Here is an 18,662-nt window from a genome sequence, read left to right as displayed (position 1 = left end):
CCTCCTGCGCTATGGTCGACCTCACATCGATCCGACGGATCGTCAGTAACTCCTATTGCCAGGAGCCGCAGAGCAGCCATGCCTCCTTCCGGCATGGCCTGGTTCACGGCGACGTATGTCCGCCGGATCTTCACGTCACACCACACCACGCCGGGAGTCCTCCCATGCGTCACCTCAACACGCCCTCCCTCGCCCTCGGTCGCCAGTCCCTCCAGGACGCGATGCTCCGCCTCGGCTGGCCCCCCTCGGCCATCTTCGACGCCCAACTCGCCCTGTGCGAGCTGCTGGTCAACGCCTGGCGCCACGGCGACACCCCCGCGCCGGTCGTCCAGATCCTCTCCATCGACCACGGCATCCTCCGCGTCACCGTCTTCGACGAGAGCTCTGTCATCCCGACCGCGCAGACCCCCGACCTCCTCTCGGAGTCCGGCCGGGGCCTCCAGCTCGTCGCCGGCCTCACCAGCCGCTGGGGCGTCGACCCCCAGAAGCGCGGCAAGTCCGTCTGGTTCGAGTGCGAGCGGGACGCCGCCTGATGACGACCCCCCGACGCCGCTACCCCATGAAGCCCGGCGACCCCCGTCTGCGCGCCTTCACCGAGGACCACGTCCGCTCGCTCCTGAGTGAACTCCACGAGCGGGGCAGGAAGTTCGGTCTCGTCTGGCCCTCCTCTACCACCGACAGGACCATGGACGGCCAGGTGCTCGTCTGCTTCAACACCGCGCCGCTCTCGACCCTCCTGAACCTCCTCACCCTCCTCCTCGACGCCGACCGCGAGCCTCCGTGCGATTCCTGATCACGGCCGCCTTCGCCGTCCTCCTCGTCCTCGCCTTCGCGACGGTCGCCCTGGGCGTCATCACCGCCCTCCGCGCCACCCCGCCCGACGAGGACGGCTAATACCCGCCCTCCGCAGGGGTGTTGAAGGAGATCCAGACGTCCGGCGGCAGGTTCGGGCGGCCTGGGACCGGCCTGCGGTCCTCTGTCCATGCGTCGCCGACGGTCTGGGTGGCTACGCGGCGCCAGAAGTGAACGGCCGTCACATTGGTGTCCTGGAAGGCGATCTCCCAGGGGCCGGGGTGCCTGGCCAGGACTTCCTGGACGGCTTTCAGGCCGATCCCCCTCCGTCGTACTCCACGCACGATGAAGAAGCTGTTCAGTACCCGTGTCGGACCAGCCAGCCCACGGACGAATGCCAGGCCCGCAGGTCGGTCGTCGCACGTGATCAGGTAGGGCACCCGATCGTCGTCCGTGAACGCCTGGTGGAGCCACTCGTCGCGGAAGCTCCCGTCCGGATTGGGGAGCAACTCGTCGAACTCCGATAGATCGTGACGAAACATCAGCCACAGCCGCTCCATCACCGAGCGGTCGTCATCCTTCGCGATCCGCACGACGTCCGGCATGAGACTCCTCCAGTCCGGGGGCATGAAAAAAGCCTCCCTGGCCGGATGGTCATCCGAGCGAGGAAGGCTTTCAACGTCTCCTCACGAGACTAGCACTAATCGCGCATGGCGACTCCGATCTCGTCGACCTTTTCGAACATCAGGAGACCCTCGTATGACAACGCCGCAGTACCTGGCCGCCCCCGCCCCCGGCGGCTACCACCCCAGCTCGCCCCTGTGCCGCAACTGCGGCGGCGGCCACGTCGAGCACATGAAGGTCCGCTCCCACGTCGGCGCGCTCATCTACATGAAGTTCGAGCGACTCGAAGGCCCCTTCTGCCGCGACTGCGGCATAGCCGTCGTCCGCCAGATGACCACCAGGACGCTCTTCCTCGGCTGGTGGAGCCCCTTCTCCCTGGCGATCTTCACCCCGTTCACCCTGACCTGGAACCTGGTCGCCTACCGCAGGTTCACCAGGCTCCCTTCCTCGATCCCCGCCCCCGGCCGCGCCTGGATGGACCCGGGCAAGCCGGTGCTCCGCCGGCCCGTCGCGTACGTGGCGCTGATTCCCCTGCTCTGGTTCCTCGGGTTCGTGGTCTCCGGGATCGTGCTCCACGCGTAACGCCGACCGGGGCGCCGTCAGTCCTGCCCGTCGAGCAGCAGGGCGGCGACGGCCTCCGGGGCCTCCCGCATCGCGTTGTGGGCGGTCGGCAGGTCGAAGACCCGCCACCCCGGATCGGCCGCGACCCGGGCGCGGGTCTCGGCGAACGGCGTCCCGTCCTCCCACCCCGAGCAGTACACGTAGTCCCGGCGCGGGACCTTCTCCACCGCCCCCGTCAGCCTGATCGTCTGCAGCAGCGAGGCCACCGGATGCGGCCGCCGCCGGGGATCCCCGCCCGCCGTCGGCATGACGGCGTAACCGAGCTCCGCGGCACCGGCCGTGAACCGCCCCCGGTACAGGTCGTTCGTCGCCGTCCAGCACGAATCCCCGTCGCGCGGCACGTACGCGTCCAGGTGCACCAGCCGCGAGATGCGGCCACCGGCCCGATCGGCGGCCGCGGCGATCACCATCCCCGCATAGCTGTGCCCGACCAGGGTCACCTCATCGAGCAACTCCCGGTCCAGCAGCCCCAACACGTCCTGCGCGTGGGTGTCGAGGTCGGCGGCCGCGACCGTCGCCACGTCGTCCTCCGGCCGCAGGCCCGTCAGCGTCACCGCGTGAACCGTGTGGCCCGCCCGCTCCAGCAGCGGAACCACCGGGTCGAACGTCCAGGCGCCGTGCCACGCGCCGGGAACCAGAACGAACGTCGTCATCTTCGCTTCCCCATCTCCCAAGCCGAACCGCCCAGTTCTCTGCGGTATGGAAGAAAGTCTCGCCAGTCCCCGCCATGGCTTGCTACCGATAGGCTGCCAACTGATGCCCGTACCTCGCCAACCTCACACGTCCCACGTCTTTCCCTCCGGCGGACGCCACCTCTTCCCGTCCGGCGAGACCAGCGCCGAACAGTCGCACCCGCGCGGCCACTTGGTGTACGCCGCCCGCGGGGTCCTCTCGCTGCACAGCGCGCACGGCACGTCGATCGTCCCCGCCAACCGCGTGGCCTGGACCCCCGCCGGCGTCACCCACAGCCACCACGCCCACGGCGACACCGACATGCGGATCGTCTTCGTCCCGCCGTCCGTCGCCCGGCTCGTGCCCGACCGGCCCGCCGTGTTCCTGGCCTCCGGCCTCGCCCGCGAGGTGCTGCTCGCCCTCACCGGGCCGCGCAACTACAGCCCCGACAAGGAGGGTTACAGCAAGGGCGCGCGCTCACGCCTCCTCCGCGTCCTCGTCGAGGAACTGCGCGAAGCCAACGAACAGCCCCTCCACCTTCCCGAACCGCAGGACGACCGACTGCGCGCCGTCGCACGGCAGTTGCGCGAAACGCCCGGCGACAACTCCACCCTCGCCGACCTCGGCAGGGCAGTCGGCGCGAGCAGCCGCACCCTCAGCCGCCTGTTCCACGGGGAACTCGGCATGACCTTCTACGAGTGGCGCACCCAACTCCGCATCCACCACGCCCTGGTACTCCTCGCCGAGGGCCACGACGCCACCCACACCGCGCACGCCTGCGGATGGGCCAACCCCAGCGGCTTCATCGCGGCGTTCACCGACCTCGTCGGCACCACGCCGGGGCGCTACCGTGCAGGCGCGGCAAGGGACTTACAGTGAACGGGTGACCTCTCTGCCGGACAACCAGCCGCCACTGTCGATCCAGTCCGACCGCGACCACGCCGTGCAGCGCGTGCAGGGGGCGTACGCCGACGGCGTCATCTCCCTGGAGGAGATGGACGCGTGCCTCGACCGCGTCCTCATCGCCCGGACCGGCGCCGAGCTGGACGTCGTCCTGGCCGCCCTCCCGGCGGAGGCGGCGCCCAGGACCTCCACGATCAGCGCCGCGAGCGGCCGCATCAAGCGCGACGGCGCCTGGCGGGTGCCGCGCTTCCTGAAGGTCGAGTCCGCGTTCGGCCGCGTACACCTGGACCTTTCCCGGGCCGTCATCGAGGACCCGGTCGTCGACATCGAACTCCAGGTCGGTACCGGCAGGGCCAAGATCACCGTCCCCTTCGGCGCGGTCGTCGACCTCGACGGCCTGACCACCGGCTGGAAGGACATCGACTACCGGATCCCCCGGCGCACCCAGCCCGCCGGCCCGACGATCCGCATCTCCGGCGTCATGGGCTACGGCCGCCTCACCGTCCGCCACGCCAGCCGCTGAGACCCGGCCCCCACGGCCGGGGCGCCCCGCGCTCAGTACGGGCCACCCCGGCCTCCCCGGCCCCCTACGAGACCGTACGGGCGGCCCCGCCGCCCGGGCCTCGGCATCACGGACGACCCGCCTCCCCCGCCCGGGGGATTCCATCGAGACGGGGACAGGGCGCCGTCAGGGACAGGACGTTGAACAAAGGGGCATCGAAAGCGAGGAGGGCGTGACCGCGCTCGCGGTCAGGCCCTCCAGGTCCTCTCGCCGGGGTTCCTCCGCCCGATCAGCCACGCTTCTCGAAGCCCGCGAGCAGGCCGCGCGGGTCGAAGGTCACGCGGATGCGGGTGATCCTGCCGTTCTCCACGTGCATCCAGTTGGCGGTCGGGGCCGGGTCGGCGATGGTGGTGCGCAGTTCGAACCAGGTGATCACCTCGTCGCCCTCGGCGACCCGCGCCTTCACGTCGATCTTCTCCAGGACCTGGCCGAGCCCGCGCAGGCCGCCGAGGGCCTGCTCGATGCCGGAGGCCGTTCCGAGGGCGCCGACGAAGTCGACGTCCTCGGCCAGGATGCCCCGGATGGTGTCGAAGTCGCCCGCCTCCCAGGCGGTGAAGTAGGTCTCGGCCAGCTCGCGTGCACTCTTCGTCGTCGTCATGCCTCCATTCTTCGACGCTTTGGATCATCCGTCCAACAGATGGATCACATGCCAGCTATCATTTCCAGATATGGAGATGCACCAGCTGCGCTACTTCGCCGCCGTCGTCGACGAGGGTACGTTCACCGCTGCGGCCGCCCGGCTGCATGTGAGCCAGTCCGGCATCAGCACCCAGGTCGCCAAACTGGAGCACGAGTTGGGCCAGAAGCTGCTCGACCGCTCCAGCCGCCACGTCCGCCTCACCCCCGCCGGGGAGGCCGTGCTGCCGCTGGCCAAGAGCGCCCTCGCCACGCTCGACGCGATCCAGCACACCGCCGCCGAGTTCGCCGACGCCGTGCGCGGCCGCGTCCGGCTCGGCATGATCACCGGCTGCTCGATCCCGCCGTTCCTGGACACCGTCGCCGACCTCGGCCGCACCCACCCGGGCATCGAACTCAGCCTGCACGAGGGGCACCCCGACCACCTCCAGACGCAGGTCCTCGGCGGCGCCCTCGACCTCGCGCTGATCGGCTTCGCAGGGGAGGTCGCCGCCGGCCTGGAGGTCACCGTCGTGGTCGACGAGCCCATCGCCGCCGTCCTCCCCGCCGGGCACGCCCTCGACCGGCCGAGCGTCCAACTCGCCGACCTGCGCGGGGAGAAGATCCTCTGCCTCTCCCCGGGCACCGGCATCCGCGCCGCCTACGAGCGCTCCTGCGCGCAGCTCGGCCTCGGCCCCCGCGTGGACCTCGACGCCAGCTCCCCGGTCGCCCTGCTGCGCCTGGCCGAGCGCGGCGCGGGCGTCGCCGTCCTCAGCGCCGCCTCCGCCCGGGGCTCGGGCCTGCGGGCCGTGCCGCTGACCGACGCCGCCGTCCACGCCCGGCTGGGCCTGGTCGCCCGCCGGGACCAGAGCTCCCCGGCCGTACGGCTGCTGCGCTCCAAACTCCGTACGGCGCTGGACGGTTCACTCTGACGACTCGGCGGTTCGGCCTGAGGCCGGCGGGACGGTTCAGCCCGAGGCGGCAGGCCGTACCCGCCCCGCCCGGGCCTCCAGGAAGCGCCGCTCGGCGAGGCTGTCGGTGGCCCGCGCCGCCCGCCGGTAGTGGTCGTACGCCCCCACGGCGTCGCCCGCCTTCTCCAGCAGGTGCGCCCGGACGGACAGCAGCCGGTGGTGCCCGGCCAGCCGGGGGTCCTCGTCCAGGGAGGCCAGCACCGTCAGCCCCACCCGGGGCCCCTCGACCTCGGCGAGGGCGATCGCCCGGTTGAGGGTCACCATCGGGTTGGGCGCGAGGCGTTCCAGGACCAGGTAGAGCGCGTGCACCTGCCGCCAGTCGGTGTCGGCGGCCGTGGGGGCGTCGGCGTGGGTGGCGGCGATGGCGGCCTGGAGCAGGTACGGGCCGAGCCGCGGCCCCGCCAGCGACGCCTTGACCAGCCCCATCCCCTCCTCGAGCATCGCCGCGTCCCACCGCGCCCGGTCCTGCTCGTCCAGCGGCACCAGGCCGCCGTCGGCCGTCGTGCGGGCCTCCCACCGGGCGTGGGTGAGCAGCATCAGGGCGAGGAGCCCGCTCACCTCCCCGTCCTGCGGCAACTGGGCGTGGACGGCCCTGGTCAGCCGGATCGCCTCGCGGGCGAGGTCGGGGCGGTGCAGGAGTTCGCCGGAGGAGGCGGTGTAGCCCTCGTTGAAGATCAGGTAGAGCACCTGGAGGACGACCCGCAGCCGCTCCTCCCGCTCGGCGCCCTCCGGCGGGCCGAAGGTGCGGCCGGCGGCCCTGATGCGCTGCTTGGCGCGGCTGATCCGGGCCGCCATCGTCGCCTCCGGCACCAGGAAGGCCCGGGCGATCTCGGCCGTGGTCAGGCCGCCGACCGCCCGCAGGGTCAGGGCGGTCTGGGAGGCGGCGGTGAGCGTCGGGTGGCAGCACAGGAAGAGCAGGAGCAGGGTGTCGTCCCGGTCCGGTACCTCCTCGGGCACCACCTCGGCGGCGGCCGTCGCCGCCTCCCGCTCGCGGCGCGCGTGGTCGCTGCGCAGCTGGTCGACGTACCGGCGGGAGGCGACCGTCACCAGCCAGCCGCGCGGACTGCCCGGCACGCCCTCGGCGGGCCACTGCACGGTGGCGGCGAGGACGGCCTCCTGCACGGCGTCCTCGCAGCCCTCGAACTGCCCGTAGCGGCGTACCAGCGTGCCGAGGACCTGCGGCGTGAGCTCACGCAGCAGGTCCTCGAAGTCCGGAGCTGTCATGCCTCCAAGTGTCCGTCGGAGAACATCACCTGGCGCACCTCGACACCGAGGCCCTCGATCGCGACGTCCGGGATGCGCGAGGCCAGCTCGATCGCCCGCTCCCGGTTCTCGACGTCGATCAGGTAGAAGCCGCCGAGGAACTCCTTGGCCTCCAGGAACGGCCCGTCGGTGACGGCCTGCTTGCCGTCGCGGACGGTCACCACGGCGGCCTGGGACGGGTCGACGAGGGCCAGGGTGGTGATCAGCTCACCGGACGCCTTGATCTCCTCGATGAACTTCCCGTGGCCGGCGCCGAGAGCCCCCTTCTCCTCGTCCGTCAGCGCGTCCAGCACAGCCGGGTTCATGAGCATGCTGATCACGAACTTCATCTCGCGACTCCTCAACGGTTCGACCTCGGGCCCGGTCCCTCCGGGCCCTCGCACCGGATGGTCGGAGCCGTCCCCGCCGTCTTGACGTCCCCGGGCGGAAATCTTTTGCGGCTCCGTCCGCACCCGGTGTCGAGAATGGCCCGCCCGCTCCGACAGACCCCCGAAGGACACGGAGAACGAACACCCGGACGAACACGGAGCCCCCGAGATGACCCCCGAGACGACCCCCGAGACGACAACCACCCGGGCACGGCTGGGACTGGCCGTCCTCATGCTGCCGACCCTGATCGTCGCGCTGGACACCACCGCGCTGCTCCTCGCGCTGCCCCGGCTCAGCGCCGACCTGGGCGCGAGCAACGTCCAGCAGCTCTGGATCAGCGACGGCTACGGGTTCGTGGTCGCCGGCCTGGTCATCACCATGGGCACGCTCGGCGACCGCCTCGGCCGCCGCCGGCTGCTGCTGACGGGCGCGGCGGCCTTCGCTGCCCTGTCCGTCGTGGCCGCCTTCGCGACCGGCCCGCTGATGCTGATCGCCGTACGGGCCCTGCTCGGCATCGCCGGCGCCGCCCTGGCCCCGTCCACCCTCGCGCTGATCACCAACCTGTTCCGCGACGAGCGCGAGCGCGGCCGGGCCATCGCACTGTGGGCCGCCTGCCAGTTCGCCGGGGGCGCGCTCGGGCCCGTCATGGCCGGGTTCCTGCTGCAGCACTTCTGGTGGGGCTCGGTCTTCCTGGCCGCCGTCCCGCCGATGGCGGTGGTGCTGCTCGCCGGGCCGTTCCTGCTGCCGGAGTTCCGGGGCGAGCGCTCGGGCCGGCTGGACCTGACGAGCGTCGGGCTGTCGCTGGCGGCGATGCTGCTGATGATCTACGGCGTCAAGCAGCTGGCGGTGGCGGGCACCGAGGGCGTCCGCGCCCTCCCGGCGGCGGCGCTGATCGTCGGCGCGGCGGCCGGGGCCGTGTTCGTACGGCGCCAACTGCGGCTGGACGTCCCGCTGCTGGACCTGCGGCTGCTGCGCAACCGCCCGTTCCTGGCGGTGCTCGTCTCCCTCGTCCTCGCCGGGGTCGCGATGGCCGGTACGGGCCTGATGGTGACGCAGTACCTGCAGAGCGTCCTCGGCCACTCGCCCGTCGCCTCCGCCCTGCTGTTCGCCCCGATGGGCATCGCCGTCGCGGCGGGGACGATGACGGCCCCGGTGCTCGCCAGGCACCTGCCGCAGACCACCGCGATCGCCGGCGGGCTGGCGGTCTCGGCCCTCGGGGGCCTGCTGCTGGCGGCCGTGGACGGGCAGGGCTCGCTGCCGCTCGCCGTCGCGGGCATCTCCGTCCTCGCCCTCGGCACCGGGCCGCTGTTCGCGCTGGGCACCGGGCTGGTCATGGGCTCGGTGCCGCCGGAGCGGGCCGGCTCGGTGGCGTCGATGTCGGAGACCGGCAACTACCTCGGCGGCTCGCTCGGGTTCGCGCTGCTCGGCGTGCTGGCGGCCGTGGTCTACCGCGACCGCACCGGCGGCACCTCCGACTCACTGGCCGGCGCCGTCGCCGAGGCCGGGCACCTGCCCGCCGGCCAGGGGGCGGAACTGCTGCGCACCGCCCGGGCGGCGTTCACCGCGAGCCTGCACGTCACCGGTGTCGTGGCGGCGGCGCTCTTCGCCGGGCTGGCCGTCCTGGTCCTCGTCCTGCGCCCGGGGGCGCGGGGCGAGGCCCAGGCATCCGAGGCTCAGACCCCCGAGGCCGTCCCGATTCCCTAGTTCTTCCAGTGCGGGTCGCGCCCGGAGACCGCCAGGGCGCGATCCCACGCGGAGGCGCTGTCCGGCAGCGCCACCTCCTCGGCGAAGCCCTGGTACTGCCGGAACATCTCGGCGTTCTCCTGGGCGATCTCCCGCACCAGCTCGGCGAGTTCCTCGTCGACAGTGACGGTGACACCGACCCCGGCCCCGACCGTGACGCCGGTCGCCCGGGCCACGTCCCAGGCGTGCAGCATCAGCTCCAGGAGCAGCATCCGGGCGATCCCGAGCGCCGGGAACGGGGACCCGCCGAGGTCGACCTTGCCCTCCCACGCGGCCGGAGCCTCCCAGGCCGCGACGGCCCGCTCCAGCTGCGCCGCGTACGCCGTGCGCCAGTCGGCGTCGGCGGTGAAGTCTCGGGCGATCAGCTCCGCGGGCAGTTCGGTGCGCCGGGCCCGGTGCTCCAGGCCGTGGGAGGTGTACAGCACCCAGTGGTTGATCAGCGTCCGGGTGTCGAACTCCGTGCAGGGGGTCGGCGCGTCCATCGGGTGGTCGGCCGGAACGGCGGCGGCGACCTCGGCCGCGACGGCGGCGGCGCGCGCCAGGACGGGGTGCAGCGGGTGAACGGTCATGCCCCGATCCTGCGCCGCGCCGCGCGGCCCGGTCTTGAAGAAACGCGACACGCCCTCGGCCTACCCTGGCCGCCATGGAATCCCCCCACCTCGGCCGCGGCGTCCTCCACCCCGCCCGCGCCGCCGAGCTGATCACCGTGGACCGGCCGGCGCCGCACCCCGAGGTGGCGCGGTTCGTCGAGTACTACTGGCTGGTGCGCTGGAACCTCGACGGCCACGACCCGTACGCGCAGAAGGTGCTCTGCCACCCCAACGTCCACCTGGTCTTCGAGCAGCCGCGCGCCCAGGTGTACGGGGTGCAGCGCTCGCTCTTCGCCCGCCGCCTGGAGGGCACCGGACACGTGCTCGGCGCGCGCTTCCACCCCGGCGCCTTCCGCCCCTTCGCCGGGTGCGCGGTGGGCGACCTCACCGACCGGACCGTCCCCGCCGCCGACCTCTTCGGCCCCGAGGCCGACCGGCTCAACGAGGAGCTGGCCGCCGAGCCGGACCCGTCCCTCGTCGACGCCTTCCTACGCCCCCGGCTGCCCGCGCCCGACCCGGTGGCCGGGGAGGTCGCCGCGATGGTCGAGCGCATCACCGCCTCGCCCGACCTGTACCGGGTGGACGACCTGGCCCGGGAGTTCGGCCTGCCCGTGCGCCGCCTCCAGCGCCTGTTCGCCGAGTACGTCGGCGCCTCCCCGAAGTGGGTGCTGCGCCGCGCCCGGCTGCACGAGGCGTCCGAACGGGCCGCAGCCGTCGGCGAGTTGGACCTGGCAGCCCTCGCCGCCGAGCTCGGGTACTCCGACCAGGCCCACCTGACCAGGGACTTCACCGCCGCCGTGGGTGTCTCCCCGGCGCGCTACGCGGGCGCGCCCTGAACCCTCACGATCCCTGAAGCCCTCACGACCCCTGAGGCCCTCACGGCCCCTGACCCCTCACGCCCCCAGGAAGCGCTGCAGCTCGTCCAGCATGAAGTTGGCGGCCGTGTAGCCGAGCCCCTGGAACCACAGCTGGTCGTCCACCGGGAACGCCCGGTGCGCCTTCACCGCCCCCAGCGCCTGCCACCCCGGGCCCGTCAGCACGGAGTCCACGCCCGCCCGCGCCCGGTCCCCGTACACGGAGTACAGCAGCAGGTCCCCGTCCGCCCGGCCGAGCTGGTCCGGCGGCAGCTCGACGTCGGACTGGTCGACGTTCTGCGCGTCCGGCCGCCCCACCCCCGCGTCGGCGAGGACGCTCCCCGGGAAGCTCTGCCGCCCGTACGCCCGCAGCCCGCCGCCGTCGACGAACCGCACCAGGCTCACTCTGCGCCCCGACAGCTTCGCCGCGGACAGCGCCTGCGCCACCTGGCCCGCGTGCTTCTGGTACGCGGCGACGAAGGCCGCCCCGGCCGCCTCCCGGCTCAGCGCCTGGGCGTGCAGCTGGAAGTTCGCCCTCCAGGGCGCCCCGGTGGTCTGGGTGAGCACGGTCGGGGCCAGCTCGCGCAACTGGTCGTAGCGGTCGCCGTCACGGGCCTGGTTGGAGAGGATCAGGTCCGGCCGCAGCGCCCGGACGGCGGCCAGGTCCGGCGCCCCGGCCGGGCCGACGGGACGGACGTCCGCGACCCGGGAGGCCGGCCAGTACGCGGGGAAGCCGGTGTCCCCGACGGGCAGCGCGGCGCCGACCGGGGTGATCCCGAGCGTCAGCGCGGAGTCCAGGACATCGGTGTCCAGTACGACCACCTTCAGCGGCGCCCCCGGCACCAGCACCGGCCCGGTGGCGGCCGTCACGGTGACCGGCGGTGGGGCGACGGCGCTCGGCGTGCCCGTGCCGAGCCCGTCCGCGGGCGGGGCCGCCGGACGGCCGGAGGTGCAGGCGGCGAGCCCGGCCGCGCCGAGACCGGTGAGCAGCGTACGGCGGGTGATCCGGTGCATCGGCGGTCCTCGGGCGGCCGGGCGGTCTGGGGCGTGTCGATTATGTCCGGATCGGCGGTGCGATTCGCCGAAGTGTCCCGTTTCCGCTTCGGGCCGGGTCGCCCCGACCGCCGGGGAAACAGCCTCGTCGGGTGCGCGGCCGGTTGGATAGCCTGGCCGCATGCCCGAGACCTCGACCGCCCCGTTCACCGTCGGCTTCGATCTTGACATGACGCTGCTGGACACCCGGCCGGGTATCCGCGCCACCTACCTGGCACTCTCCGCCGAGACCGGCACCCCCATCGACGCGGACCTGGTGGTCACCCGCCTCGGCCCCCCGCTGCTGGACGAGATCCGCAACTGGTTCCCCGAGGACGAGGCCGAACGGGCCGCCGACCGCTACCGCGAGCTGTACCGCGAGTACGCCTTCGCCCCGACCGTCCCCCTGCCCGGCGCCCTGGCCGCCGTCGAGGCCGTCCGCGAGCACGGCGGCCGGATCGCCGTCATCACCGGCAAGTACGAGCCGAACGCCCGCCTGCACCTGGAGCACGCCGGCATCGCGGCGGACGCCGTGATCGGCGACCTGTGGGCCGAGACCAAGGGCGTCGCCCTGCGCGAGCACGGCGCCACCGTCTACGTCGGCGACCACCTCGGCGACATCGTGGGCGCCCGGCACGCCGGGGCCGTCGCCGTCGCGGTGGCCACCGGCCCGTACGGCGCGGAGGAGCTGCGCGAGGCGGGCGCGGACGTGGTGCTCAGGGACCTGACCGAGTTCCCGGCCTGGCTCGCCGGGCACGTGGCGAGCGCCTAGGACAGCTCCGGGACGTCAGGACTCCTGCATCCGCCGGCGCTGGGCCCGGGCGTTGCGCAGCAGCCCGACCAGCGCGGCGAGGAAGCCGGCCGGCATCAGCATGCTCAGCCACCACGCGACGCTGGGCAGCGGCGTCAGGTGCAGGAACAGCGGGACGAGGGTGGCCAGGGTGGCGAGCATGCCCAGGCCGAAGACGACCGTCCCGACCTTGACGTACACGTCGCCGGGATCGGCGCTCCGGCTGCTCACGGCGCTGCTCACGACTGCTCGCTCCTCGGGAATCACCTGGACGGGTGTCCCCAGTCTGGCAGAGCGTCCGGCGGGGACCGTCGCCCGGACGCCCACGGGAGCGGGTCGGTCACGTTGCGCAGTTTCCCGGCAGCGATGCGTTTTGATCCCTGCTGGGCGGGGGTATGCACGGGTTGCCGAGGGGCGCAACCGCTGCGCCCCGTGTCCTGAGACCCGGGGGGTGTGTGCCGATGGACAGCGCTGAGCCGCGCTCCGGCCGTGCCGGTACCGGGGCGCCCGCACCCGAGAGATCCGCGCGTCCGTACCGCCCTGAACGGGCCAGGGGCCGCCGATCCCCCGCGGAACGCGGATGACACCGTGACGGACCGTTAGTCTGCTCCCGACGGCGAGCCGACCGTGAGCGCCCGAGGGCGCCGAGCCGAGGTCGGCCGTACTTCCCTCCACCCTGTGATCCCCGGTCATGGCCGGGTATCCCTCACACCCATTCGAGGACTGTTCGAGATGCCCACCGGCCAGGTCAAGTGGTTCAACGAGACGAAGGGCTTCGGCTTCCTCTCGCGCGACGACGGGGACGACGTCTTCGTCCACACCAAGGCGCTTCCCGCCGGAGTCACGTCGCTGAAGCCGGGCCAGCGCGTCGAGTTCGGCGTGGTCGCCGGGCACCGGGGGGACCAGGCGATGAGCGTGCAACTCCTCGAGGCGCTGCCCTCCGTCGCCGCCGCCCAGCGCCGCAGCGCGGACGACATGGCGCCGATCGTCCAGGACCTCATCACCACACTGGACGCCGTCCTGCCGGGCCTCCAGCACGGGCGCTACCCGGCCAAGCCGACGGGCCAGAAGCTGGCCGGGCTGCTGCGCGCGGTGGCCGACCAGTTCGACGTCTGACGGTCCGATGATCAGCTGACGAACGCCAGCGCACCCGGGTCGAGCGGGGGCACCAGCCCCTCGGCGGCGGCCCGGGTGAGCAGCGCGCGGACGGCCTCGTAGCCCTCCTCGCCCAGGTCCTCGGTGAACTCGGTGACGTACAGCCCGATGTGCTGGTCGGCGACGTCCGGGTCCATCTCCTGGGCGTGCGCCATCACGTACTCCCGGCTGGCCGACGGGTCCGCCCACGCCTGCCGGACGGAGGCGCGCACGGCGTCGGCGAGCGCGCCCAGCCGCTCGGCGCCCAGCGAGCGCCGGGCGACGATCGCGCCCAGCGGGATCGGCAGGCCCGTCTCCCGCTCCCACGCCTCGCCCATGTCGGCCAGGCTGTTCAGCCCGTAGCGCTGGTACGTGAAGCGGGCCTCGTGGATGACCAGGCCCGCGTCCACCCGGCCGTCCCGGACGGCGGGCATGATCTCGTGGAACGGCAGGACGACGATCTCGCCGAAGCCCCCCGGCACGGCCTTCGCGGCCCACAGGCGGAACAGCAGGTAGGCGGTGGAGCGCTCGGAGGGCACCGCCACGACCTTGCCCGCGAGGTCCTCGGGGCGCTCCGTGCCCGGGCGGGTGAGCACCAGCGGGCCGCAGCCGCGCCCCAGCGCCCCGCCGCAGGGCAGCAGCGCGTACTCGTCCAGGACCCAGGGCAGCGCCCCGTAGCTGATCTTGAGGACGTCCAGCTCGCCGCGCTCCGCCAGGCCGTTGGTGACGTCGATGTCGGCGAAGGTCACCTCGGGGACGTCCGCACCGGGCACCAGGCCGTGGGCCCAGGCGTGGAAGACGAAGGTGTCGTTGGGGCAGGGCGAGTACGCGATGCTCAGCCGTTCAGCCACGGCCGGCCTCCTCGGTCAGCTCGATCAGTTCGGGGACGGGCAGTGCGGCGAAGGCCCGCTCCAGGGCGGCCAGCGCCTCGCCGATGCGCCAGGCGGCCCGGTCGCGCGGGCCCACGGGGTTGGAGACCGTCCGCAGCTCCAGGGCGGGCAGGCCGTGCCGGGCGGCGGCCTCGGCCACGCCGAAGCCCTCCATCGCCTCGGCGGCGGCGCCCGGGTGGCGGGCGGCCAGCGCGGCGGCCCGCTCGGCGGTGCCGGTGACGGTGGAGACGGTCAGCACCGGGCCCAGCACCAGGCCCGACGCCAGGCCGGGCACAGGAGCGCTCAGGGCTCCGGCGGCCAGGGCCAGGACGGCCGGGGGAGGGGTGTGCCGGACGGTGCCGAAGCCCAGCTCGGTGACGTCGGCGAAGCCCTCGTCGGTCTGCGCGCCGAGGTCGGCGGCCACGATCGCCTCCGCCAGCACGGTGGCGCCGACGGGGGCGTGCGGGGCGAAGCCGCCCGCGATGCCCGCCGAGACCACCAGGGCGTACGGGCGCGCGGCCAGCGCGGCGGAGGCGGCGGCAGCGGCGGCCGCGGGGCCGACCCCGGCCGCCAGCACGTCCACGGCGGCGGCGCGGCTGCGGTGCAGGCCGCCGCCGGGCAGCGCGAGCTCCTCGGCCGCCTCGGCGCCGCCGGACAGGCCCCGCAGGACGGCCTGCGCCTCGGCCGGGACGGCGACGACGACGAGCAGCCGGGCCCGCTCGGGGCCCGACTGCTCGCGGTGCGTCTCAGGGGTCTGCACGGTCATCGCGGGACCGTCAGTCCTCCTTGGTGTTCAGCACGAAGTACCAGAGGGCGACCAGGTCCTTGCCGTTGGAGCTGCCCTCCTGCACGCTGACGATCGTCTTGCCGGAGGCGTTCAGCACGGAGGTCGCCGGCTGCAGGCCCGAGAAGGTCACCTTCTTGGCGTAGTTCATCAGCGGGAACTCCCCGCCGGCGCTCTCGGCGCCGCCGTTGCTGGAGGCCATCCAGCCCGTGTCGGAGACCGTGGGGGTCACGCCGACGCCGATGCGGTCGTTCAGCCGCACGTCCAGGGACGGCAGCTTGTTTTTCGCGAAGGCCGCCTTGGCGTCCGCCGAGCACGTGCGCAGGTCCGCCTGCGACAGCGGCTGGCCGTCGTTGAAGCAGAACGGGTCGTGGACCGACGAGTTGCGGCCGACCGTCACCGTGACGCGGTGGTCGCTGTGCGCCGTCTGGTCGGAGGCGAAGGCGACGGACCCGCCGACCGTGGCGGCGCCGACCACGACGACGGCGCCGAGGGCGGCGAGGAGGCGGGAATCGAGGCTCATGGGATCAGAATCTACCGGGCCCGGCCGATCACGCTACGCGGGGGTCGGACACCGCGTGTTGCCCGTCACGGGCCCGGGGCGTGTCGTTCGAGCCGAACGACACGGCCTACTAGGCCACCCTGGGCGCGGCGGGGCGTCGGCGCACGCCCGTGCGCAGCAGCGAGCGCACCGTCCACAGCAGCGCCACGGCGACCACCGAGGCGGCCACCGACAGGCCCAGCACGCCGTTCAGCGGTAGCAGGATGCCCACCGCGCCGCCCGCGACCCAGGACAGCTGCATCAGCGTCTCCGAACGGGCGAACGCCGAGGTCCGCACCGCCTCCGGGACGTCCCGCTGGATCAGCGCGTCCAGTGCCAGCTTGCCCAGCGAGGCCGCCATCCCGGCCGTGGCCGCCACCAGGGGCACCGTCACCACGCCGTACCAGAGCGCCGTCGCGACCGTCACGCACGTCGCCACCAGCAGCATCACGGTGACCGTCGCCTCAGGCCCCCGGGTGCGCAGCCACGAGCCCAGCACCGAGCCCAGCGCGTTGCCCGTCCCCGCCGCCAGCGCCACCAGGCCCAGTGCCAGCGTCGGGCGCAGCCCGCCGATCGGATCGGTGCGCAGCAGGAACGCCAGGAACATCACCAGGAAGCCGACCAGCCACTTCATCGCCGCCATCGCCCGCAGCGCCAGCACCACCGAGGGGCCGACCGTGCGCAGCGACGCCTTCACCGGCTCGGGGCGGTGGGGGATCAGGTGCGGGCCCTCGCCGTGCACCTCGGCGTGCAGCACGGCCCGCTGCTCGCCCTTGGCCGAGTCGACCTCGTGCGGCAGGTGGAAGGCCATCAGGGTGCCGATCACGAACACCAGGAACGCGCCGCGCAGCGGCCAGCCCGGCCCGATCAGGTGCAGCAGCCCGCCGACCGCGGCCGCCACGCCCGTGGCCAGCAGCCCGGCCAGGGTCACCCGGGAGTTGGCCTTCACCAGGGACAGCCGGCTCGGCAGCAGCCGGGGCACCACCACGCTGCGCACCACCCCGTACGCCTTGGACGCCACCAGCACGCCCAGCGCCTCCGGGTACAGCGCCAGGCCGCCGCCGGAGATCACCCCGGCCATCGTCCAGGCGAGGACGGCGCGGGCCAGCATCGCCATCGCCATCGCGGCGCGGCGGCCGTGGGGGAGCCGGTCCAGCAGCGGGCCGATCACCGGGGCCAGCAGCGCGAAGGGGGCCATGGTGATCAGCAGGTAGAGGGCGACGCGGCCGCGGGCCTCGCCGGTGGGGACGGAGAAGAAGATCGTCGAGGCGAGGGCGATGGTGATCAGCATGTCGCCGAAGGAGTTCAGCGCGTGCAGCTCGATCAGCTTCGCGAGGCCCGACTCGCCCGCGCCCTCGGCGGAGGTGGCGCGGCGGATGCGGCGGCCGGTGCCGTGGACCACCTTGCCGGTGCGGGCGCCGGCGGCGGAGGCGGTGCGGATCAGGAAGTGGCGGCGGGGCTCCTCGCCCTCCTCCGGATACTCGTCCTCCGGGTGCTCGTCCTCCGGGTGGTCCTGGGGTTCGTGCTCGGTGAGGTCGACGGGCTGCGCGGGCTGCGCGCGCTCGGCGGGCGTTGCGGGCGCTGCGGGCGTCGCGGTTCCGTCCTCCGGCTGCGGTTCGCCCGCTGCGAGGACCGGGCCCTGCGGTCGCGGCACGGCGTCCGCCTCGTCGGGGCCGCCGGCCTGCGAGGCGCGCAGTGCGTGCTGCGACGGGTTCACGTCCGCCACAAGCCCATCCTGCCCCAGAATGACCGTGGTGACGCGGGATCGCGGACCCCTCGGCGCGGCTGCCGGAGCGCCCGCGTGCGCCCCGGACTGTGCCCGGGCGCCGACCGGCGGGTAGCCTGCCCAAGGTCCGCCCCCGTCGGGCGTCGGGGGCCCGGCCGGTCCGAGCGAGCGGCGCGGCCGGTACCGCGGCGGGCTCGGGTCACGCAGAATGGACCAGGGACCAACCAGCCGCGACGGAACAGGCAAACACGCCGTGGGCGACAGAAGAACTGGGAGAGAATCGACGCCGTGAGTGCTGCGATGCGAAGCCGTACCCCCGACCGGCTCTGTGCCGAGGCCGTCGAACTCGCCCGCCAGGCAGCCGAGGAGGCCGTCGGAGCCGAGGCCGTCGGCAAACATCTCGGTGTCCAGGCGGACGCCGACCGCGTCGTCACCCACACCTTCGAGTGCCTGGACGCCGCCTACCGCGGCTGGCACTGGGCGGTCACCGTCGCCCGCGCCCCGCGCGCCAAGAACATCACCCTCGACGAGGTCGTGCTGCTGCCGGGCGACGACGCCGTCCTCGCTCCCGAGTGGGTGCCGTGGAGCGAGCGGCTGCGCCCGGGCGACATGGGCCCCGGCGACCTGCTGCCCACCGGTGCGGACGACGCGCGCCTCGAGCCCGGCTGGACCGGCGAGGACGAGCCGGCGCCGAACTCGGTGGTCGCGCTGGTGGCCGAGGAGGACGTGGTCGTCACCGACCCGCACGTCCAGCCCGCCCCCGCCCGCGCCCGGATCAACGCCGTCGCCGAGGAGCTCGGCATGGGCCGCAGCCGGGTGCTCTCCCGCCTGGGCATGCACCTGGCCGCCGAGCGCTGGGAGAAGACCCACGGTCCGCAGACGCCGATGGCGCAGGCCGCGCCCGCGTCCTGCGGCAGCTGCGGCTTCCTGGTGCCGATCGGCGGCTCGCTCGGCCAGGCATTCGGCGTGTGCGGCAACGAGTTCGGCCCGGCCGACGGGCAGATCGTCTCCTTCGCGTACGGCTGCGGCGGGCACTCCGAGGCCGCCGTCATCCCGGCCCCGCCGGCGCCGTCCGAGCTGATCCTCGACGAGTTGGTCGTCGAGCCGCTGCAGCTCCACCCCGACCGCACCTCCGGCTCCGTCGAGCCGGACGCCCCGGCCGAGGAGCTCGGCCACTCCTGACGCGCGCCGACGGCCCGCCCCGCCC

23 protein-coding genes are annotated in these 18,662 nt (G+C 73.7%); 11 read left to right on the top strand and 12 right to left on the bottom strand.

Annotation, left to right across the window (positions count from 1 at the left end; translation table 11 throughout):
- Positions 1-164 precede the first annotated feature (164 nt).
- Both IH61_RS0102005 and IH61_RS0102000 read left to right on the top strand, forming a co-directional pair.
- The gene (locus tag IH61_RS0102005) at positions 165-533 is read left to right on the top strand and encodes an ATP-binding protein (protein ID WP_031063903.1); all 369 of its coding nucleotides are present in this window, start codon (positions 165-167) and stop codon (positions 531-533) included.
- Positions 533-793, top strand: coding sequence for a hypothetical protein (locus IH61_RS0102000; protein ID WP_031063901.1), 261 nt, complete (start codon positions 533-535; stop codon positions 791-793). Before IH61_RS0102005 ends, IH61_RS0102000 begins: the two co-directional genes overlap by 1 nt.
- A 97-nt stretch (positions 794-890) precedes the next feature.
- Here the strand turns inward: IH61_RS0102000 and IH61_RS0101990 are convergent, their stop codons facing one another.
- On the bottom strand, positions 891-1,397 hold the full coding sequence (locus IH61_RS0101990; protein ID WP_031063897.1) for a GNAT family N-acetyltransferase: 507 nt from the start codon (positions 1,395-1,397) through the stop codon (positions 891-893).
- Positions 1,398-1,551: 154 nt separating this feature from the next.
- Here IH61_RS0101990 and IH61_RS0101985 point away from each other — a divergent pair, with 154 nt between their 5' ends.
- On the top strand, positions 1,552-1,998 hold the full coding sequence (locus IH61_RS0101985) for a hypothetical protein (RefSeq protein ID WP_051836104.1): 447 nt from the start codon (positions 1,552-1,554) through the stop codon (positions 1,996-1,998).
- Positions 1,999-2,015: 17 nt separating this feature from the next.
- On the opposite strand, the gene IH61_RS0101980 is transcribed toward IH61_RS0101985, so the two are convergent.
- Positions 2,016-2,690: an alpha/beta fold hydrolase gene (locus tag IH61_RS0101980; RefSeq protein ID WP_031063891.1), complete on the bottom strand. Its 675-nt coding sequence runs from the start codon at positions 2,688-2,690 to the stop codon at positions 2,016-2,018.
- Between the two features lie 103 nt (positions 2,691-2,793).
- Here IH61_RS0101980 and IH61_RS0101975 point away from each other — a divergent pair, with 103 nt between their 5' ends.
- Complete coding sequence (locus tag IH61_RS0101975) at positions 2,794-3,588, top strand: AraC family transcriptional regulator (RefSeq protein WP_031063888.1); 795 nt, start codon at positions 2,794-2,796, stop codon at positions 3,586-3,588.
- A gap of 4 nt (positions 3,589-3,592) precedes the next feature.
- Positions 3,593-4,135 (top strand): DUF1707 SHOCT-like domain-containing protein, encoded by a 543-nt coding sequence (locus IH61_RS0101970; protein WP_031063884.1) that lies wholly within the window; start codon positions 3,593-3,595, stop codon positions 4,133-4,135.
- Positions 4,136-4,403: 268 nt separating this feature from the next.
- On the opposite strand, the gene IH61_RS0101965 is transcribed toward IH61_RS0101970, so the two are convergent.
- A complete protein-coding gene (locus tag IH61_RS0101965) occupies positions 4,404-4,772 on the bottom strand; it encodes a nuclear transport factor 2 family protein (protein ID WP_031063881.1) in 369 nt (122 codons plus the stop codon).
- 70 nt (positions 4,773-4,842) lie between these two features.
- Here IH61_RS0101965 and IH61_RS0101960 point away from each other — a divergent pair, with 70 nt between their 5' ends.
- On the top strand, positions 4,843-5,721 hold the full coding sequence (locus IH61_RS0101960; RefSeq protein WP_031063879.1) for a LysR family transcriptional regulator: 879 nt from the start codon (positions 4,843-4,845) through the stop codon (positions 5,719-5,721).
- Between the two features lie 36 nt (positions 5,722-5,757).
- Here IH61_RS0101960 and IH61_RS0101955 read toward each other — a convergent pair whose 3' ends face one another.
- Together IH61_RS0101955 and IH61_RS0101950 are read right to left on the bottom strand one after the other, a co-directional pair.
- A complete protein-coding gene (locus IH61_RS0101955) occupies positions 5,758-6,984 on the bottom strand; it encodes an RNA polymerase sigma factor (protein WP_031063876.1) in 1,227 nt (408 codons plus the stop codon).
- Positions 6,981-7,352 (bottom strand): YciI family protein, encoded by a 372-nt coding sequence (locus IH61_RS0101950; protein WP_031063873.1) that lies wholly within the window; start codon positions 7,350-7,352, stop codon positions 6,981-6,983. Before IH61_RS0101950 ends, IH61_RS0101955 begins: the two co-directional genes overlap by 4 nt.
- 208 nt (positions 7,353-7,560) lie before the next feature.
- On the opposite strand from IH61_RS0101950, the gene IH61_RS0101945 reads away from it, so the two are divergent.
- Positions 7,561-9,096 carry an MFS transporter gene (locus IH61_RS0101945; RefSeq protein ID WP_051836103.1) on the top strand — a complete coding sequence of 512 codons (1,536 nt, stop codon included), beginning with the start codon at positions 7,561-7,563 and terminating at the stop codon, positions 9,094-9,096.
- On the opposite strand, the gene IH61_RS0101940 is transcribed toward IH61_RS0101945, so the two are convergent.
- Positions 9,093-9,704 carry a TIGR03086 family metal-binding protein gene (locus IH61_RS0101940; protein WP_031063869.1) on the bottom strand — a complete coding sequence of 204 codons (612 nt, stop codon included), beginning with the start codon at positions 9,702-9,704 and terminating at the stop codon, positions 9,093-9,095. The two genes, IH61_RS0101945 and IH61_RS0101940, sit on opposite strands and share 4 nt — an antisense overlap.
- A gap of 74 nt (positions 9,705-9,778) precedes the next feature.
- On the opposite strand from IH61_RS0101940, the gene IH61_RS0101935 reads away from it, so the two are divergent.
- Positions 9,779-10,561, top strand: a complete 783-nt coding sequence (locus IH61_RS0101935) for a helix-turn-helix domain-containing protein (protein WP_031063865.1) — start codon at positions 9,779-9,781, stop codon at positions 10,559-10,561.
- 57 nt (positions 10,562-10,618) lie between these two features.
- Here IH61_RS0101935 and IH61_RS0101930 read toward each other — a convergent pair whose 3' ends face one another.
- Positions 10,619-11,593: an iron-siderophore ABC transporter substrate-binding protein gene (locus tag IH61_RS0101930; RefSeq protein WP_031063862.1), complete on the bottom strand. Its 975-nt coding sequence runs from the start codon at positions 11,591-11,593 to the stop codon at positions 10,619-10,621.
- 160 nt (positions 11,594-11,753) lie between these two features.
- Between IH61_RS0101930 and IH61_RS0101925 the strand changes: the two genes are divergently transcribed.
- Positions 11,754-12,383, top strand: coding sequence for an HAD family hydrolase (locus IH61_RS0101925; RefSeq protein ID WP_031063861.1), 630 nt, complete (start codon positions 11,754-11,756; stop codon positions 12,381-12,383).
- Positions 12,384-12,398: 15 nt separating this feature from the next.
- On the opposite strand, the gene IH61_RS0101920 is transcribed toward IH61_RS0101925, so the two are convergent.
- Positions 12,399-12,644, bottom strand: a complete 246-nt coding sequence (locus IH61_RS0101920; RefSeq protein ID WP_234326984.1) for a hypothetical protein — start codon at positions 12,642-12,644, stop codon at positions 12,399-12,401.
- A gap of 489 nt (positions 12,645-13,133) precedes the next feature.
- On the opposite strand from IH61_RS0101920, the gene IH61_RS49865 reads away from it, so the two are divergent.
- Positions 13,134-13,517 carry a cold-shock protein gene (locus IH61_RS49865; protein ID WP_031063855.1) on the top strand — a complete coding sequence of 128 codons (384 nt, stop codon included), beginning with the start codon at positions 13,134-13,136 and terminating at the stop codon, positions 13,515-13,517.
- An 11-nt stretch (positions 13,518-13,528) separates the two neighbouring features.
- Here IH61_RS49865 and IH61_RS0101910 read toward each other — a convergent pair whose 3' ends face one another.
- The 4 genes from IH61_RS0101910 to IH61_RS0101895 form a co-directional block, all read right to left on the bottom strand.
- Entirely contained in the window at positions 13,529-14,386 is an 858-nt protein-coding gene (locus IH61_RS0101910) for a 1,4-dihydroxy-6-naphthoate synthase (protein ID WP_031063852.1), read from the bottom strand.
- Positions 14,379-15,170: a futalosine hydrolase gene (locus IH61_RS0101905; RefSeq protein ID WP_031063849.1), complete on the bottom strand. Its 792-nt coding sequence runs from the start codon at positions 15,168-15,170 to the stop codon at positions 14,379-14,381. The genes IH61_RS0101910 and IH61_RS0101905 overlap by 8 nt, the downstream gene beginning before the upstream one ends.
- Before the next feature lie 10 nt (positions 15,171-15,180).
- Entirely contained in the window at positions 15,181-15,711 is a 531-nt protein-coding gene (locus IH61_RS42380; protein ID WP_031063846.1) for a hypothetical protein, read from the bottom strand.
- Positions 15,712-15,820: 109 nt separating this feature from the next.
- A complete protein-coding gene (locus IH61_RS0101895) occupies positions 15,821-17,170 on the bottom strand; it encodes an MFS transporter (RefSeq protein WP_420713819.1) in 1,350 nt (449 codons plus the stop codon).
- Between the two features lie 585 nt (positions 17,171-17,755).
- Here IH61_RS0101895 and IH61_RS0101885 point away from each other — a divergent pair.
- On the top strand, positions 17,756-18,637 hold the full coding sequence (locus tag IH61_RS0101885) for a DUF3027 domain-containing protein (protein WP_031063840.1): 882 nt from the start codon (positions 17,756-17,758) through the stop codon (positions 18,635-18,637).
- Positions 18,638-18,662 lie beyond the last annotated feature (25 nt).

Origin of the sequence: Streptomyces sp. NRRL WC-3742, from assembly GCF_000720635.1 — a bacterium.
Lineage (GTDB): Bacteria > Actinomycetota > Actinomycetes > Streptomycetales > Streptomycetaceae > Kitasatospora.
Note: the sequence above shows the minus strand (reverse complement) of the source record. Positions and strands in the feature narration are given on the sequence as shown.